This window comes from Halococcus morrhuae DSM 1307, assembly GCF_000336695.1.
Classification (GTDB): domain Archaea; phylum Halobacteriota; class Halobacteria; order Halobacteriales; family Halococcaceae; genus Halococcus; species Halococcus morrhuae.
On the sequence record NZ_AOMC01000120.1, the window covers coordinates 22,130 to 38,891 of the forward strand.

At 58.4% G+C, this 16,762-nt stretch carries 15 protein-coding genes; 7 read left to right on the forward strand and 8 right to left on the reverse strand.

Annotated features, from left to right (window positions below; translation table 11 throughout):
• Positions 1-466 precede the first annotated feature (466 nt).
• Positions 467-748 carry a DUF3006 domain-containing protein gene (locus C448_RS09625; protein ID WP_004054211.1) on the reverse strand — a complete coding sequence of 94 codons (282 nt, stop codon included), beginning with the start codon at positions 746-748 and terminating at the stop codon, positions 467-469.
• The gene (locus C448_RS09630) at positions 748-2,337 is read right to left on the reverse strand and encodes a lamin tail domain-containing protein (RefSeq protein WP_080503191.1); all 1,590 of its coding nucleotides are present in this window, start codon (positions 2,335-2,337) and stop codon (positions 748-750) included. The genes C448_RS09625 and C448_RS09630 overlap by 1 nt, the downstream gene beginning before the upstream one ends.
• Positions 2,338-3,034: 697 nt before the next feature.
• Between C448_RS09630 and C448_RS09635 the strand changes: the two genes are divergently transcribed.
• Entirely contained in the window at positions 3,035-3,454 is a 420-nt protein-coding gene (locus C448_RS09635; protein ID WP_080503188.1) for a DUF7344 domain-containing protein, read from the forward strand.
• Positions 3,455-3,481: 27 nt separating this feature from the next.
• Here C448_RS09635 and C448_RS09640 read toward each other — a convergent pair whose 3' ends face one another.
• A complete protein-coding gene (locus C448_RS09640; RefSeq protein ID WP_080503189.1) occupies positions 3,482-4,192 on the reverse strand; it encodes a M48 family metalloprotease in 711 nt (236 codons plus the stop codon).
• Positions 4,193-4,773: 581 nt separating this feature from the next.
• Between C448_RS09640 and C448_RS09645 the strand changes: the two genes are divergently transcribed.
• The 4 genes from C448_RS09645 (at position 4,774) to C448_RS09660 (ending at position 8,472) form a co-directional block, all read left to right on the forward strand.
• Positions 4,774-5,067, forward strand: coding sequence for a hypothetical protein (locus C448_RS09645; protein ID WP_004054219.1), 294 nt, complete (start codon positions 4,774-4,776; stop codon positions 5,065-5,067).
• 53 nt (positions 5,068-5,120) lie between these two features.
• Complete coding sequence (locus C448_RS09650) at positions 5,121-5,924, forward strand: hypothetical protein (protein WP_004054220.1); 804 nt, start codon at positions 5,121-5,123, stop codon at positions 5,922-5,924.
• A gap of 103 nt (positions 5,925-6,027) precedes the next feature.
• Positions 6,028-7,437: an RNA-splicing ligase RtcB gene (locus C448_RS09655; RefSeq protein ID WP_004054221.1), complete on the forward strand. Its 1,410-nt coding sequence runs from the start codon at positions 6,028-6,030 to the stop codon at positions 7,435-7,437.
• Positions 7,438-7,614: 177 nt separating this feature from the next.
• Positions 7,615-8,472 carry an RNA ligase family protein gene (locus C448_RS09660; protein ID WP_004054222.1) on the forward strand — a complete coding sequence of 286 codons (858 nt, stop codon included), beginning with the start codon at positions 7,615-7,617 and terminating at the stop codon, positions 8,470-8,472.
• Between the two features lie 361 nt (positions 8,473-8,833).
• Here the strand turns inward: C448_RS09660 and C448_RS09665 are convergent, their stop codons facing one another.
• On the reverse strand, positions 8,834-9,487 hold the full coding sequence (locus tag C448_RS09665; RefSeq protein ID WP_049916229.1) for a hypothetical protein: 654 nt from the start codon (positions 9,485-9,487) through the stop codon (positions 8,834-8,836).
• Between the two features lie 40 nt (positions 9,488-9,527).
• On the opposite strand from C448_RS09665, the gene C448_RS16470 reads away from it, so the two are divergent.
• A complete protein-coding gene (locus C448_RS16470) occupies positions 9,528-10,283 on the forward strand; it encodes a hypothetical protein (protein ID WP_152415562.1) in 756 nt (251 codons plus the stop codon).
• A 16-nt stretch (positions 10,284-10,299) separates the two neighbouring features.
• Here C448_RS16470 and hutI read toward each other — a convergent pair whose 3' ends face one another.
• Genes hutI through hutU form a run of 3 tightly spaced genes read right to left on the reverse strand, consistent with a single transcriptional unit; the run spans position 10,300 to position 14,170 of the window.
• Positions 10,300-11,520, reverse strand: coding sequence for an imidazolonepropionase (gene hutI / locus C448_RS09675; RefSeq protein ID WP_004054225.1), 1,221 nt, complete (start codon positions 11,518-11,520; stop codon positions 10,300-10,302).
• Complete coding sequence (hutG, locus tag C448_RS09680) at positions 11,517-12,437, reverse strand: formimidoylglutamase (protein ID WP_004054226.1); 921 nt, start codon at positions 12,435-12,437, stop codon at positions 11,517-11,519. The genes hutI and hutG overlap by 4 nt, the downstream gene beginning before the upstream one ends.
• Positions 12,434-14,170: a urocanate hydratase gene (gene hutU / locus C448_RS09685; protein WP_004054227.1), complete on the reverse strand. Its 1,737-nt coding sequence runs from the start codon at positions 14,168-14,170 to the stop codon at positions 12,434-12,436. Before hutU ends, hutG begins: the two co-directional genes overlap by 4 nt.
• 83 nt (positions 14,171-14,253) lie before the next feature.
• On the opposite strand from hutU, the gene C448_RS09690 reads away from it, so the two are divergent.
• Positions 14,254-14,904, forward strand: a complete 651-nt coding sequence (locus C448_RS09690) for a helix-turn-helix domain-containing protein (RefSeq protein WP_049916231.1) — start codon at positions 14,254-14,256, stop codon at positions 14,902-14,904.
• Between the two features lie 35 nt (positions 14,905-14,939).
• On the opposite strand, the gene C448_RS09695 is transcribed toward C448_RS09690, so the two are convergent.
• Positions 14,940-16,376: a YjiH family protein gene (locus C448_RS09695; protein ID WP_239640567.1), complete on the reverse strand. Its 1,437-nt coding sequence runs from the start codon at positions 16,374-16,376 to the stop codon at positions 14,940-14,942.
• Positions 16,377-16,762: the final 386 nt, after the last annotated feature.

Here is a 16,762-nt window from a genome sequence, read left to right on the forward strand (position 1 = left end):
CCCAGTCGTCGGTGATTGGTCTGTCAGATATTAATCAAAGTCTCTGTCCGTGAGTGAACCAAGCTACTCCTTCCTCTCTCCCGTCTCAATCCTCAGAAAGGAGCAATCTCGCCACTCGTCGTACTCCTGTCGGCTGTTATACTTTCACACTCATGGTACAGTTCCTTAGTGACAACGACGGAACGGCGTGTATGGACGAACTGCTTTTCCTCGTTGGACTCGCGGCGGGCATCGCGATCGGCGTGCCGGCACTGGCGCGGTTGTGGCGGGTCGATCTTCGCGGAGCCTTCAGACGGGCGTGATTCCTACACCACCACGATCAGCGCGACCGAGCTGGCAGGTGTATCGACTGGCGGAACTGCACGCCGACAACGAATGGACGAGGATGAGAGACGGCCACTACGTCACGTCGGGTTTCAGGAGGTGGCTCACTTACTGCTTCGAAGTTCCGCCGTGGATGGGGATATCATTGATCGTCGTTGTTCTGCGGGCGCTCTGAGAGTTGGTCGAAGCGCGATTGGGCTTCGTCGCTTCGAGTGGTGGTTTCCTGTGGTCGATACGTGATATTTTTGAGGGTGTCATTTTCGAGCTCGACTGTGAAGATGGCATCCCGGTGGTGTCCTTCCGAGGGCAATTTCTCCCGCTCAACTGCGATATCGTCAACTGTTTTCGCATCTTGTTCGAGCAATACGACTGCCAGGTCGCCTTCGAATCGATCTAAGACACCGCGATATGTCTCAGTGCTCATCAGTAGGCTTTGTTGAGGACTTCGTTACCCTGCTGGTCTGTGACTGTGATAGTGTCGCCGTCGTTGTTCCAGACTGGGCTTCCGGAGTCCCAATAGAGGTCATTTGCTGCATCGTCTCCGGTTCCAGTATGCAGTGTAATGGTCTCATCAGCGCCAATGGTGGTTCCTGATGGGACCATGTATTCGTGTGAACCTTCATCGGTGACCACCCATCCAGAGATGTCAAGCGGCGTTGATCCGGTGTTCTCAAAGACGAGATATTCATCGTTGAGGGTCTCTCTATCGTCACCGTCGGCATCCGCGTGGACGGTCTTCACTGCGAGCGAACGACTCGTGGTCGCTGCTGGTTCCGTGCCACCATCAGTTGCTACCGTCGTCGTGGCTGGTGGTTCCGAAGGTTCTGAGGACACTGTCGATGCTGACGTTGCTGAACGCGCTGGTGTTGGTGTGTTCGTGGCTGGTGTCGATGCGTTTTCCGGAGGACGTTGCGATGCACCGCCAGCAACCGTGATGCTCTCGCGGTGGCTGACCGCTCCATCCGTCCCCGGTTCAATCGGATCTCCATCCCGGAGTGACTGTGGGTCAGTTGGGGCTTTTTGTTGGGTCGCAATATCGATCGTCTGGCCATCGCTTGTCAGGACGATGTCGCCGTGGGTTGCTGTCCAGTAAGCGTCGATATCATGATCCGCAAACCGTTGAAGCGCCTCCGGAGATGGATGGTTGTATTGGGACTTGTACGCGCTCGATACCAGTGTCACGTGTGGATCGACCGCAGAGAGGAACTGGTTCGTACTACTGGTATCGCTGCCGTGATGACCGGCTTTCAGTACCGTCGAGTTGAGTTGGTCACCGTACTCATCCGTGAGATAGCGTTCAGCTCCTTTCTCGGCATCTCCCGGCAGGACGAAACTCGTTTGGCCGAATCCAAGTCGTAGAACAATGCTGTTCTGGTTGGGGTCTTCGCCTTCGATATAGTTCTCGGGCGGACTGAGGACCTGTGTTTGGACACCGTCGAAGGGGATTGAGTCCCCAGTGTGGGTCTCATACAGCGTGACGTCATACTTTTCGACCGCGTCGAGGTAGTCCTCATATGTTTGTGAACTGGAGCTGATACCAGGATCATAGACTGCACCAATACCGTTGGCTTGCTCTTCGAAGTACGTGATAAGAGCGGCGTTACCACCGATGTGATCGGCATCAGCGTGGCTGCTGACGAGATAATCGATACGATCGATGCCGTAATCCGTGAGATAATCAAGCACGATCTCTCCATCGTCACGATAGTCACCGGTATCTATCAACAGTGTCTGGTTGCTGGGCCCGATGATGAGTGTTGAATCGCTTTGGCCAACGTTGATTGAATGAATTTCAATGGTTCCATTGGTCGCTCCCCCTACTGTTTGGCTCGCTATCTGATTTCCCGAGCCACCGTTGGAACCTGCCGTTGTGGGGGGTACTGTGTCATTAGAGTTGAGAGGAGTGGAGTTATCGCCTGCATCTGTTTGTGCGGAGGGGCCGCCACCGGATGCACAACCCGCGAAGATGAGGGCAATGACAACGAGAAGTACTGCGAACCCGTGGCGATCCATGACTACGATTCCGAGATTAATCATATCAACCTATCGGTGGTGAAGATGCTCCCCTCCCCCCCCCCAATCATGTGGTGTCGTAGTATCGCGGGGCCAACGACGAACCGGACGACAGCTAACAGCACACGACAGCGACACGTTGCTCGAAAAGCCACGATGGAGCTCTGTACCGATCGCATCGTCGAACAATCGAAATCACCCGAACGCCGAGTGCTGCAATCGATCGGAGACGATCGTTCGCGCCGGTCAAGACCAGCCGTCCGGTCTTTTGAAATGGATTGTATCGGGACAGACGAAGCGCATTGTCGCTAGCTGATAGTCAAATTAACATCCATAACTTTAAGTTTAGTCTGAGACAACAAAGGGATAGGGAAGAACCAGTCCCGCGGGGCGTGCCCGCAGTTGGAAACGCCCGGGTGGTAAGGCACCCGGACTGGTCTTCTCTGACAGGAAGACCAATGGGAACTACAAACGTACGCAGGCTTGAAGCCACCGGCTCGAATTATCGATGGACAGTAATCGACCAGGGCGTACTCTCAGCGCTGATTATCCGTACTCATGCGCCCACGGCAGACCGCTCAGGGAACCCGCAGTGGCCCCACGGACTGGGAGATACGATGGCCGAAACCATCAGCGCTGCAACGTCGAGCAGGCATCGACACGAGAGCGGGGCAGGGACAGGGCAGGTGAACTGCCGATGGTGAGGCTCCCACTGTCACCGAACGGTATCGTTGAGCATCTGCAACGGCCAATATCGGCTACTGAGCTGTCGGAGTTTCTATCGTTGCTCTCGAACCGGCGTCGCTGTCTCGTCATCATAAGTGTGTTCACGCTGGGGCCGGACGAGACGGTCGATCTGCGGACGCTCTCCCAACAGATCGCCCACGTCGAGACAACCAAGGATCCGTCGGAGGTGACGAGTGATGATCGTCAGACGGTGTACAACAACCTCCATCAGAACCATCTCGAGCAGCTCGCTGACGCCAACATGATCGAGTATGAGGAAGATCGGAAACTCGTTGGCCGTGGATCGGAAACCACCATCGCGGGGATCGTGCTGGCGGCCGTAGTCGTGATCTTACAATTTCTTCGACCACGCAGTCGAGACAGCTCGTAGCATCGGATCATAGTGGCGTCGGGTCGATCAGCTCCGATCGTGATGCCCACCATCCGTGGTGGATTTGGCGTTATCGACGGGTTCACCATCGTATTCGGCCTCGAGATGCGCGATGCGTTCGGCAAACGTGGGATGGCTCGCAAGCCACGCGATTCGTCCGGACGACTGCTCGTCGCTTGTCTCGTCGAGATGTCGCAACGCTTCAACCATTGCCTCATAGCCCACCTGTTCGGCTGCAGCAATGTCGGCACGACGCTCCATCCGGCGTTCGATGGCCATCACCATCAGCCAGTACGGTGCCACCAACACCGCGCCACCGACGAGTCCGGACAGTGGCGCGACGACGATCGCCCATGCCCATCCGATGAGGAAGATCGCCGGCAGCACAACGCGTCCCAGCGGATGCCAACGACGGAGATGATGGAGTTCGTGGGCGACAATCGCCGACAGTGCGGGCGCTGACAGCTCGCCAAGCAGTCGCTCGGCGACGAAAAGATAGCGAGAGCCCGGAACGATACCCCACGCACGGGCTCGGGAACGAGACGACACCGACTGTTCGATGAGACGCAACTGAACGCGCCCGATCCCATCGACGCTGTCGGTCAAAGAGTCATATTCGTCGGCTGTTGGCTGGCGTGTTTGATGCTGTTGGGCAAAGCGCAGCGGCCGGATTGCTGCAATGACGACGCTCAGGACAACGAATGCGACAACGACTGCGAGCAGCCATGAATATGCCATCGTCACAGATCACTCGATGGTGGATGGCCAGCAATCGACAGCGAGTCGAACGGCTGTGTCGGCGTCGTTGACATTGCTACCGGTCGGTCGATCAGGGAGAGAACATCGCGATCAGATGACCACATAGCACCACGGGCGATGGGTTCGGATATAACTATGAGTTCCATAAATAAGACAGCAATCAGTCAGTTTCCACGGTTCTCTGAGAGATGACAGACAAAAGCGATCATGACGACCGCAAGTAGAGAACCCGAGTAGGCTACACCATTGGGTGAAAACGTATCTTCGATCACAGCTACACGTTCTGAAGTCGCCATGTACACACGAAATATGGATCCGTACTAGCGACACACGATGTGAGCATCTCGGGATATAGGGTGGCAAGATTGCTCTGTTCTCGGCCACGAACGGCAATCACACCACCAGGCCCGTCGAGTTGTCGGTGTCGACCCCCCGCTCTCTCAACTGTTTCAGATCGGAAATGTATACAGATCGCAATGATAATGCTGTCCATAAAAACGGCAATAAATTGATGAATCAACACACCCACCGTTATCACCGTAGAGAGCGTACCGACGGCCATGCCCGATCGAGACCACCCGATCGACCGGGATATCGAGAAGCCGCCACCAGAAGAGAGCGGTACCGGTGACGATCCCGGCTCCGTCTGGCTCGACCGATTTCTCAGACGCCTCTTCCCAAACAGTGCGGCCACAAACAACGAAAACGACCGTCCAAACCAACCTATCGATGAGAGCGGCGACCGGAAGCCACCGAAACCAGCGCCCGAAGAAAGCGGCGTGTGGAACAAACGCGGATCGCGAACCATCGATCGCATCGTCGAATGGCTCATGCCACCACGGTCGAACGACTGACCGCGACCAGATGAAACTCCCCGTCCATCGGGTACAGCCGGACTACAACCACCGTGACAGACCACCAGCGAGAGCCGACCGATGCCGACTCGCAGACCACAGCACAGACGAGCGCCATCAACCATTCCGGTGACCCGACACCATACGAGCGCCAACCGGAGCTCGTGATCTGTTTCGACCGGGATCGAACGGTGTCGGTGAACCCGCCACCGCGATCGGGTGATCCCGCAGTACCGCTCGCATGGGTCAAATATCTGGCCCACGACGAGCGGGCCACAGCCGTCGACGTGTGGGCAACGGGCAACCAACAGCTCTGCGAGGAGGCGATGATCCCTGGAACGGCCGAAGCGGTTGCCTACTGGGATGAATATGGTGCCAGACACACCGATCGCAGAACCAACGACGGGTCAGTGACGGCGTATCCAGGTCTCGATCGGGAGCCACCACGGCCCTGCCGACGGGATCGACTCCGGCTCATCGCCGATCTCTACGGACAACCACAGAAACAGGCCGCAACCGACACCGAGCAAACACAGCGGCCGGTGTTCGTGGTCGTCGACGATGTCGAGTTGAAAGATCTGTCCACGGAGGGGTTTGCGCATTTCCTGCCGTGGATGTTCTGTGTGCTCACCGAGGACACCGGCGGCCAACCCGCCGTCTTCGAACCGGTGGATGTCTCGCTCCCGCTCGCGGAACTGCCGTCGGCCGGCGACAACAGAGCGACGACCGACACTGATCCGAACAGTCGGGAGTCGTTCGTCTACACCAACGAACCGTACATGGCGACTGACGACACAGTCGAACCACCACCGTACTACGAGCCAGCACTCAGGGAAGGCACACACCGCCGACGGTGACTGATGACGATTCCAAAGACAGTTGCACGACGAGCGGCAACGATCACGCAAGTCGTCTCTGAACGCTACTGCTTGCTATCGTACAGCAGCTATGGGTAATCCAATGACAACCACAATCGAAGGCGACTATACGACAGCCGAGGTGTTCCTCGACGAAGAGAACCTCGAGGACCTCACCAGAGAACAGATCCAGGAGATGGTAGACCACGAAGCGTTCACCGAACCTGTTCGGGTCATGCCCGACGCTCATCCCGGCGCAGGCTGTGTGATCGGCTTCACGATGCCGCTCGACGACAAGGTAGTCCCGAACGTGGTGGGAAGCGACATCGGCTGCGGCATGTTCGCGATCAAACTTGCCGAAAAGCCTGGACTTTCGAAGGCGGAGATCGACGAGCGCATCCGCGAGACGATTCCGATGGGGTGGCACTCCCACGACAACCAGGCATACCACATCGGCAACGACTTCCCGTGGCAGGAGACCACCCACAAGATCGATCGCCTCGAAGAAAGCTTGACCGAACGGATCGACTTCGAGGGGTACGATCTCGAGTATTTCAAAGAGCTCTGTGAGCGCGCACAGGTCGATCTCAACAAGGCGATCAACCAGATGGGAACGCTCGGTGGAGGCAACCATTTCATCGAGATCGCCGAATCCGAGCAGACCGGCGACTGGTGGGCCGTCTTCCACAGTGGAAGCCGTGCGTTGGGCAACGCCGTCGCGGAACACTGGCAGGACACGGCGACCGAGCGCCGGAACGAGACGGCCATTCCGCTGCTCACCGACGAGGACGTCCCCGACGAGATCCGCGAGGCCGGCGGGACAGCGGCCATGCTCACCGGTGAGGACGGCCACCGTATCGACATGGAGAGCGCGGCGGCCTTCTGCCGCGAAACCTTCGACGGTGAGACGATCGAGGCAAATCTCAATCGCATCCGGCAGGTGCGCCACGACCGCGCCGAACAGCTCGAAGACGATCGCAACACGCATCTCGACTATCTCGAAGGCGAGGCCGCACACGGCTATCTCATCGATATGGCGTTCTGCCAGACCTACGCATGGGAAAATCGGCGATATATGGGCGAACTCGTGGCCGACGCGCTCGGCGTCGAGATCGCCGACTCGATTCATTCGCCACACAATCTGATCGACTTCGACGATCTCGTCATCCGGAAGGGCGCGACCCGGGCCCACGACGGCGAGCGGCTGATCGTCCCGTTCAACATGGGCGAAGGGTCGGTGATCCTCGAAGGGAAAGGCAACAGCGACTGGAACAGGAGCGCGCCGCATGGGGCTGGCCGCGAGGGCAGTCGGACGTGGGCCAAAGACGAGTTCACGATGGAGGAGTTCGAGAACGCGATGGACGGCGTGTTCTCGACATCGATTTCGGAGGAGACGCTCGACGAATCACCGATGAGCTACAAGGATCCTGCCTTGATCGAATCGCGACTCGCCGAGACCGGCGAGATCAAGGATCGATTGGATCCGGTTATCAACTGCAAGGCGGACTGGTGACAATGCGGGGACAAACGCTCCAGTAGGGACTGGACAGGTGCCGCTCGGCGGCATAGTCAGACTCGGTCGATCAATCAGCGAGACAATGACTCTGTGATATCGAGATCAACCGCGCTGACAAACGGGCCACACGATGAGTAGCAAGCAACTGTTCGGCATCACCGATCGAAAGACATCATGAAACAGTTCCCATCGATCCCCCGACTCGCAAACGCACCCGATCGACTCTTCGAAACGGGGCATGTCTGGCTGCTCGAGAAAGTCGACGGCGCGAACGTTCGCTTTCAACTTCAGGAATCGGGTCTGATCGTCGTCGGCGATCGAAGTCGAGTGTACGACGATCCCGACGCGATCCCGTCACCGTATCGACACGCCGTTCGCCATATCCGAGAGAACCTCGATCGACAGGCGCTACGACGTGCCGTCGACGATCCCACGGAGATCGTCTTTTTCGGAGAGGCCATGCACCATCACACGATCGAGTACGACTGGCAGCGGACGCCCTCGTTTCTTGGCTTTGACGTCTGGTCGGCCAGCAAACAGCAGTTCTATCCGTTCGATGCCGTCGAGCGGATCTTCGAACGACTGGGCCTCACCCCCGTGAACGCCTTCGAGAAGGAACGTCGTGTACGACATTTCGATCCCGCAGCGTATCCGATCCCGCAGTCAGCGTGGTACGACGGCCCCGCCGAGGGAGTCGTGGTTCGAAACAAACGTGGCGACCAGGCAAAACTGCTCCATCCCGACTTCGAAGAGGTCGACGACACGGTGGCGGTCGATGCAACCGCCGAGGAGCTGGCAGCGAAATACGCCACGCGACGCCGCTTCGAGAAACTCACCAACAAGCTCGACGATCGAGAAAAACCCGTCACGTTCGACGAACTCTACGAACGCACGCTCGACGATATCGTCCGTGAAGAGCACAAACAGCTCCACCATAGCGAGCGAGATATCGATCTGCAGCTGTTTCGATCCACAATCGCGGGCCGGACACGGTCGTTTCTCGACGATGGACGCAGCGACGCGGATTGCTAGTCGATACGACAGCGATCACTCGGAGCCGAATCAAGAGAAGTCTCACCGGCAAAAAATGCCGACGACACGGGCAGGCGGACAGCAAGTGACGACAGAGCTGATCCAATAGTGATCGATTCGAACTACAGAACAACCCGCCGAGTATGGAGCTGAAATAGCTGTATCAACAACGAAGGGAGTGTAGGGTGGAGGGCAGCTGCGGTGGCATCACCGTGGCCCCCTTCGGGTCCGGTCGACTGATCGCGCCGGATCAGCCGAATCGGCATACACCAGTCAAATATATAACCATTTTCTAAACGGAACACAACGTGGCTACCGAGGGAAGCGATCGATCGAGAACAGACGAAACGCTCCTGAACCATCACTCAACGGATCGTTCGACCGTTTCTCCGGGATCGACGGTCGCCCAGAGTTCGCCGTTCTGGTAGATCTTCAGCGTTGCCGAGCCCTGGTTGTCGACACTCGAGAGCTTGCCGTCCGTCGAGTACGAATCGACGCCACCATCGCCGACGAACCCGTACGCACCCGATACGTAGCCCGTGTAGTCGGGGTTGTCAGCCGTGCTGCCGGGGTTGGCTTCAGCTTCGTAAGAGAACGACTCCGTACCGCCAGCCCCCGCCGAAAGGCTGTATTCGGACTGGCCGCCACCGACCGCCTCGACTCTGATGAGGTTCTCGCCCGTCGGCGATGCGTCGGGGTCGACGCGCTCCTCGCCTCCTGCGCCGGGTTCGACGGTGGTGTACAGCTCGCCATCGAGATAGACCTTCAGCGTCGCGTCGCCATCGTTGACGAAATCAAGCGAGGGATTGCCCTCAACGGTCGGACGGTACTGGTAGCTATCGACGCCACCATCGCCGACGAACCCCTCCGCGTAGTACGGATCATCGAGAATCACGCGGTCTTCGAACGCAACCGACGCCTCGGTATCGGCTTCGCTTCCCAGGTCGAGCCCGGGCCCAGTTCCGGCATACATCCGGTAGTAGGACTCGCCCGAGCCGGCCGCAACGATCGTCACGTTGTGCCAGCCCTCAGGCGGCGCGTCCGTCTCAGTCGGCGTGGCGGTCGCCGTTGATGTCTCGGTTGTCGTTGGCGTCGCCGTCGGCGTCTCGGTTGCAGTCACCGTTGGCGTCTCGGTTGCAGTCGCCGTTGGCGTCTCGGTTGCAGTCGCCGTCGGCGTTGACGTTTCGGTCGGTGTGTCCGTCGCCGTCTCAGTCGGTGTGGCCGTTGATGTCGCCGTCGGCGTTGGGGTAGCTGTTGGCGTGGCCGTCGCCGTCGGCGTGGGCGTCCGGGTACTGGTCGCTGTCTTCGTCATTGAGGTCGTCGTGGTCGTCGTGCTGGCCGATGTCGAACTGGCGGGCGTCGTTGTGGACGTCGACGCGAGCGATGACGTCTCATTGGCGGTCGTTGGCGCCGACACCGTGGTGGTCGCCGGCGTGGCTGTCCCGTTGCCCGTTGAGGATGTCGTCGTGGACTCAACGGGCGAGTCAGAAAGGGCACTACAGCCAGCAAACAACATCGAAACAACCACTAGAACGACGAGTACGGAGCGACGGTTCATGCTGGGGTATTGGATTCGATATAACGTGTTGAATACTTTGTCCTTAATCGGTGAAACCTTCATCCACGTTCGCAACGTTCTCAGATGGATATCGACAGTCAACGTCCCCCAAGTTCAGTCGACAGGTCCTGTTGGGAAAGACATTGAATCAACGTTCGTCCGTTGGCTGCGACAGTTGGTTCACTGCGACAGTACGCAGCGGCGGCGTCAAGCGCTCAACAGACAGACTCAGTTGAGGAGTCCTGTACTCTAAGGACAGCTAAACGTGATCACTCAACAACCTCTCCCATTTTATAGACATTGTCGACGATATTCACACCAAAGTTATACGGGAGATGAATATATGTGGGTGCATCGATAATCGCCATATCGGCGGGCATCCCTTCGCGGAGCGTACCTACCTCACCCGCACGATCAAGCGCGCGTGCACCACCGTGCGTGCCGGCGACGAGCGCCTCGGCGGGCGTCATCTCCATGCCGACGCAGGCCAGCGCGATCGCGAAGCCCATACTCTGTGAGTGACAGTTCGGGTTGAAGTCGGTCGCCACTGCAACCGACCCGCCCTCGTCGAGAAACGCACGCGCATCCGCGTAGTCCGCGCCGAGCGAGAACGCGGTTCCGGGAAGGAGCACCGGTGTGACGCCGGCATCGGCGAGCGCCGCACGGTCGTCCCCGTTCGCATGAAGGAGGTGGTCGGCGCTCGTCGCACCAAATTCGGCCGCGAGCTGTGCCCCACCGAGTCGAACGAACTCCTCGGCGTGGACCTTGGGCGTGAGCCCGTGTTCCATCCCGGCTTCGAGCACCCGTCTGGACTGTGCGACCGAGAAAACGTCCTCCTCGCAGAAGACGTCACAGAACTCCGCGATCCCCTGCTCGGCGACCGCGGGGAGCTGGTCGTCGATCACCCGATCGGTGTACGACTCGGCATTCTCGTCTTCGGGGACGGCATGAGCACCCATGAACGTCGGCACGACGTCGATCGGATGCTCCTCGTCGGCTTGCTGAATCACGTCGAGCATCCGTAGCTCGGTCTCGGTGTCGAGCCCGTAGCCGGATTTGATCTCGACGGTCGTGGTGCCGTGGGCGCACATCGTGTCGAGATTCGGGAGCAAATTCGAGAGCAGCTGTTCATCACTCGCCTCGCGGACGGCGTTCACGGTGCGAAGAATGCCGCCACCCTCGGCGAGAATGTCCTGGTACTGCTCGCCGCCGAGTTTCGCCGCAAACTCGTCCGAACGATCGCCAGCGAACAGGCCGTGCGTGTGGGAATCGACGAATCCCGGAATCACGGTCTTCCCACCGGCGTCGATCGCGTGTGTGGCGTTCTCCGCGGGATACTCGTCGGTGATCTCTTCGGTCGGGCCAATTGCGGCCACATGGCCGTCCGTGACGGCGATAGCGGCGTTCTCGTATCGTTCGAGCGGTACATCTGTTCCCGGTCCGACGACGATTTCGCTCGCGTCGTGAATTACTGTCGTGAGTTCAGTCATGGTGAATCTCCGTTGTAGCCACTCAGAAAATGAGCGATCGCCCGCGCGCCCGCGGCCGCGGTCTGAGCTCCGGCATCGAGCGGCGGCGCACACTCGACGATCTCGAAGCCTGCTACACGATCGTCGCCCGCAGTTGCTCTGAGCATGCGGAACAGTTCGCGCGTCGTGATGCCGCCGGGTGTAGGCGCGCTCACGCCCGGTGCGGCTGCCGCATCAAGCACGTCAAGGTCAACGCTGACGTAGATCGTCTCGACCCCAGCCATCGCGTCGAGCGCGCGCTCGACGGCGCTCTCAATGTCGTCACCGACGGCCTCGCTCGTGACGATTTCGCCGCCCTGATCGTCGATGTAGTCGGCATACGCCGTCGATGTCTCGAAGTGGCGCGCGCCGACGCAGGCATAGGCGTCGAGCCCCGCCTCGTGGAGCTGTCGGTAGGGCGATCCGCTCGTCGGTTCGCCATGGACTTCCCGACAGTCGAGATGGGCGTCGAAGTTGATAACGCCGAGCGCTCCCTCAAGCAGCGGGGCGGCGTTCGGGTACGTGAGCGAGTTGTCGCCGCCGAGAGAAACCGGCAGCGCGTCGCTCGCGTGGATCTCGTGAGTTGTCTCGAGGATGGCTTCCTGGACCGTGCTGACGTCGCCATCCGGAACTTCGACGTCGCCGAGATCGCCGACCGACCGGACTGGGCCCGCACCGAAGCGATGGGTCTTGACCCCCGCGAGCGCCTCGCGGAGCGCTCCGGGCCCCTCGCGTGCGCCACGCCGGCCGATCACCGCACCGTCGTACGGCTCGCCGATGAAGACGGCGTCGAACTCACTCGCGTCATCGAGGGTCGTCGGTTCGACGATATCGCCGAACTGTTCGTCGTCCGGGTCGCCGGAGGGGCCGTCCCACGTCGGTGGCTCGCGCAGGCTCATCGCTGGTCCCGCATCGGCACGGGCACGTCCGACTGGTTTGCTTCGTCGAGGGCATCCTCGTAGCCCGCGTCGGCGTGGCGGATCACGCCCATGCCGGGATCGGTCGTGAACACGCGGCGGGCCTTCTCGGCGGCGAGGTCGGAGCCGTCGAGCACGACGTGGTTGTTCGTATGCAGCGCATTGCCGATGCCGACACCACCGCCGTCGTGGACGCTCACGATGTCCGCACCCGCCGCACAGTTCAGCAGCGCGTTGAGGATCGGCCAGTCGGCGACCGCGTCGGTGCCGTCTTTCATCGCCTCGGTCTCGCGATGCGGGCTGGCGACGCTGCCCGCATCGAGGTGATCGCGCGTGACGACGATCGGCGCGCTGATCTCGCCGTCGGCGACCAGTTCGTTGATCCGAAGCGCAAAGCGTGCACGCTCGGTGACACCATCGTCATCGGTCTCGTAACCGAGCCAGCAGACCCGCGAGGGGAGCCCTTGGAAAGAGACCTGCTCCTGGGCGAGATCGATCCAGCGGGTGAGCGAGTCGTTCTCGGGGAACAGTTCGGTGACTGCCTCGTCAGTACGGTGGATGTCAGCCGGATCGCCCGACAGCGCTGCCCAGCGGAATGGGCCGCGACCGCGACAGAACATCGGGCGGATATAGGCGGGAACGAACCCGGGGAAGTTGAACGCATCTTCACGCCCGCGATGGTCCTCGACCTGGCCACGAAGGTTGTTACCGTACTCGAAGGCGATCGCGCCGCGCTCCTGGAGGTCGAGGATGGCGTCGACGTGGCGTTCCATCGTGTCGAGGCTCTCCTCGACGTAGCGCTCCGGATTTTCCTCGCGAAGCTCGTCGGCCTCGTCGACCGTGTAGCCGCTCGGGTAGTAGCCCTCCAGCTCGTCGTGCGAACTCGTCTGATCGGTCACGACGTCAGGAACGAAATCGCGCTCGGCCATCGCTTCGAGCATGTCCGCGACGTTCATCTCGACGGCGACGCTGTAGGGCTCACCGGCATCGGCCGCCGCTTCGGCCTCGTCGAGCGCTTCGTCGAGGCTTTCGGCGCGTTCCATCAGGTAGTCGGTGTCGAGGCGGCGCTCGATCCGATGGGCGTCGACCTCGGCGGCGATGCAGACGCCCCTGTTCATCGTGACTGCGAGCGGCTGTGCGCCGCTCATTCCACCGAGTCCACCAGTGGCGACGATCTTGCCTTCGAGATCACTGTCGTACTCCTGGCGACCGAGTTCGGCCAGCGTCTCGTAGGTTCCCTGCAGAATTCCCTGCGTACCGATATACGCCCACGAGCCGGCAGTCATCTGGCCGTACATGATCTTCCCCTCGGCTTCGAGTTCGTGGAAATGCTCCCAACTGTCCCACTTCCCGACGAGATTCGAGTTCGCGATCAGCACGCGAGGTGCGCGCTCGTGAGTCGGGAATCGCCCGACGGGTTTGCCCGACTGGACGAGCAGCGTTTCTTCGTCACCGAGTTCGCGTAGCTCGGCGAGGATCGCGTCGTAGGCGTCCCAGCTCCGAGCTGCCCTGCCGGTCCCTCCATAGACGACCAGATCCTCAGGCTTTTCGCCCACTTCGGGGTCGAGGTTGTTGTTGAGCATCCGGAGAGCGGCCTCCTGGCGCCAGCCCTCACACTCGATGTCAGTGCCTGTCGGCGCGCCCTGATACTCGCGCCACTGCTCCGATGGTTCACCGATACCGGATTCGCTCGCCTCAGTATCCTGCTGTGCCATGATTTATTCTTCGGTATGGAGCGGAAATACCGTTGACCCTCCAATGGGAGAAGAGTTTATACGACCGGATTGCAAAACGACCCATGTACGAGGCAACCTTCCGCATCGAAGGTGACGGGGTCTACGCCACGCTGACAGCGAAGACGGATACGTCGGTTGAGTTGTGGTGTAATGATCACTGTGACCTGCTCCATATTAAAAATGATACGTCAGAAGAGATTCTTACCGACATCCGTGAGCGCGTCGGTGTGCAGGATCTCGTTCGACAGTCCGAGGAAGTCGTCGTGATTACCGACGATTGTCTGAAGCAACACGATGAAAACCTCGTTGATGAGTTCCTTGCCCGCCATGACTGTTTACTGCTGCCACCGCTTCGCTACGAGAACGGCGCAAAATCCTGTCGCGTCCTCGCCCTTGATTCAAGCAATCTCACGGCGTGTTACCGCGATCTCGCCTCAAGCGAGTTCTCTATCTCAGTCGAACGCAAACGCGAGATCGAGACGGTAGGTCATGACACGCCGTTACTCACACTAGATGGCTTGCTTCCCACACTCTCCCCGCGCCAACGTGAGGCGTTCATCACCGCATACGATACGGGCTACTACGAGATCCCTCGGCAAACCACGACCAGCAAGATCGCGGATTCGCTTGATATCGAACGACGGACCGCCGAGGAACACCTTCGACGAGCGGAAAACAAACTGATCGAGGCACTAATCGAGTACGTCGTCTGAGTACGGATATAAGACTCTGCTACAGTAGCATACTACTACAGTAGTCCAAGCGCATTAACAACGTGCGTCATGGCCGCAATAAGCGGTACCAACACGATGGTCCGCATCACGAACAATGCAACCAGATCACGGAATCGAATCGGAACATCGTCGAACATGTCCATGATCATTGGGCCGACACTTGAAAAGAAGATGAGCTGGGATGGAGCAAGCACAGCAACGAAAAACTTCGCCATTGGCGCTGCACCTTGAGCGAGGACCACTGGAACGTACATTTCGGTAATACCAACGATAGTGGTTGGAGCAACAACCTCTGGGTTCGGAATCCCCAGCAGATCTATTATCGGAATGAGCGGTGTCCCGAGAATATCGAACGTCGGTGTGTAGGCGGAAAGCAAAACCGCAGCCAGGCCGATTGTGAGGATTGTCCCGAGAATCAAACTTGCAAGCTTTAGTCCATCAACAAATCCACGCGTAGTGGCTTCCCGAAACGATTCACCTTCTTTCGCTTTGGAAACAGCCTCGCTGAGTGCGAATTTGAAATAGTCCACTACGGATCCCTCAAATCCGACTTCAGGATCCGGATCAGTGATATATTCCGGAGAGGCATTACTAATTGGGGGAAGACGGACCATTATCATCGCACAAATTATTACACAGATGAAATAAGAGACGAATATGAGAGGGAATAGGGATAATAGATCGAGAGTGGACGCAACGACCCCTACAAATCCAACGCTGACGGTCGAAAAGCATGTGGAAATGATGAACACATCCTTTTTGTTGTATCCACCACTTTCGAAGACGTTTCTGGTTACGTAAAGACCCACACTGTAAGAGCCCACCCATGATGCAAGACTATCTAGCGCAGCGCGCCCAGGAACCTTAAACAGCGGCCGCATGAACGGCCTGGATAATGTTCCTATGAATTCTAGTCCACCAAGCTCCACGAAAACCGTGATGAATATCGCGCCGATAGGGATGATAACACCAACGCTGTAAAGAAGAGTTCCCCAGATGTACCCGCCTGTACTGCCCGTATGGAGCCACTCAGGACCAATTTTGAAAAACATGACAGGAGCAAGGAGAACACCAATCACCCGGAGCGCCCAGAAAGCAGTCGAGCTTTCGAAGTAGGAGACATCCCATTTGAGCGTGAAAATGTCTCGGCGGTCTAGTTCGGCAAGCGTAGTTAACACTCCACCGGCAACGATGATACAGAGAACGTACACTCCGACTGCGTCAGGGAACGTTTCGTTGATCGTATCTACGGCAATATCGAAGGGAACTGTTATTTCACCGTCCCAAGAAACCGGAAGAAGAAAGAAAAATGCACCAACACCAAAGGCTACGATGAACTTGAATATCGGCTTTGGTTGAAAGTCAGAGAGCTCCACATCATTGATGTCGCGAATCGGTGGTTTCGTATCAACCGTCCATGTTCGATCCTCTGGCTCGGTACTCACACACATGCATTATATACCATCAAGGATGTATTATATCCCTCCAAAGGGAGAGAGGTATATATCATGGTTTGTTGGTTGATATGGTACAGCGGTCAAGAATCTGCAACGCCTATTAAGTACTGTACGGAAGTCGAACTTCGTAATTCCAGTATGGTGTTTTGTTGCTCTGTTGATCGACAGACAGCGAAGGGGTGGGGTAGCTGAATACAACTCTTAGCGGCTCTAACCAACGATTCGACGTGACACACGATGCAGAACCATAGATTTGCGGTTGGGTTGGAATTGACAAATTTAATAAGAATTGGCGGATGGATCGGCGTATCGCTGGTGATGCCTCTCAGACCATCTGACAGAGAAAGAGCGGGCGGCGGCGTTAGCCGACCGCCCGCGAG

What these genes read in the sequence shown, in the direction of transcription:
- C448_RS09655 (WP_004054221.1), top strand. Translation starts at nt 6,028, where the DNA reads ATGACAACCACAATCGAAGGCGACTATACGACAGCCGAGGTGTTCCTC.
- C448_RS09635 (WP_080503188.1), top strand. Translation starts at nt 3,035, where the DNA reads ATGGTGAGGCTCCCACTGTCACCGAACGGTATCGTTGAGCATCTGCAA.
- C448_RS09690 (WP_049916231.1), top strand. Translation starts at nt 14,254, where the DNA reads ATGTACGAGGCAACCTTCCGCATCGAAGGTGACGGGGTCTACGCCACG.
- C448_RS09640 (WP_080503189.1), bottom strand. Translation starts at nt 4,192, where the DNA reads ATGGCATATTCATGGCTGCTCGCAGTCGTTGTCGCATTCGTTGTCCTG.
- C448_RS09630 (WP_080503191.1), bottom strand. Translation starts at nt 2,337, where the DNA reads ATGGATCGCCACGGGTTCGCAGTACTTCTCGTTGTCATTGCCCTCATC.
- C448_RS09660 (WP_004054222.1), top strand. Translation starts at nt 7,615, where the DNA reads ATGAAACAGTTCCCATCGATCCCCCGACTCGCAAACGCACCCGATCGA.
- C448_RS09625 (WP_004054211.1), bottom strand. Translation starts at nt 748, where the DNA reads ATGAGCACTGAGACATATCGCGGTGTCTTAGATCGATTCGAAGGCGAC.
- C448_RS09695 (WP_239640567.1), bottom strand. Translation starts at nt 16,376, where the DNA reads ATGTGTGTGAGTACCGAGCCAGAGGATCGAACATGGACGGTTGATACG.
- hutG (WP_004054226.1), bottom strand. Translation starts at nt 12,437, where the DNA reads ATGAGCCTGCGCGAGCCACCGACGTGGGACGGCCCCTCCGGCGACCCG.
- hutU (WP_004054227.1), bottom strand. Translation starts at nt 14,170, where the DNA reads ATGGCACAGCAGGATACTGAGGCGAGCGAATCCGGTATCGGTGAACCA.
- C448_RS09645 (WP_004054219.1), top strand. Translation starts at nt 4,774, where the DNA reads ATGCCCGATCGAGACCACCCGATCGACCGGGATATCGAGAAGCCGCCA.
- hutI (WP_004054225.1), bottom strand. Translation starts at nt 11,520, where the DNA reads ATGACTGAACTCACGACAGTAATTCACGACGCGAGCGAAATCGTCGTC.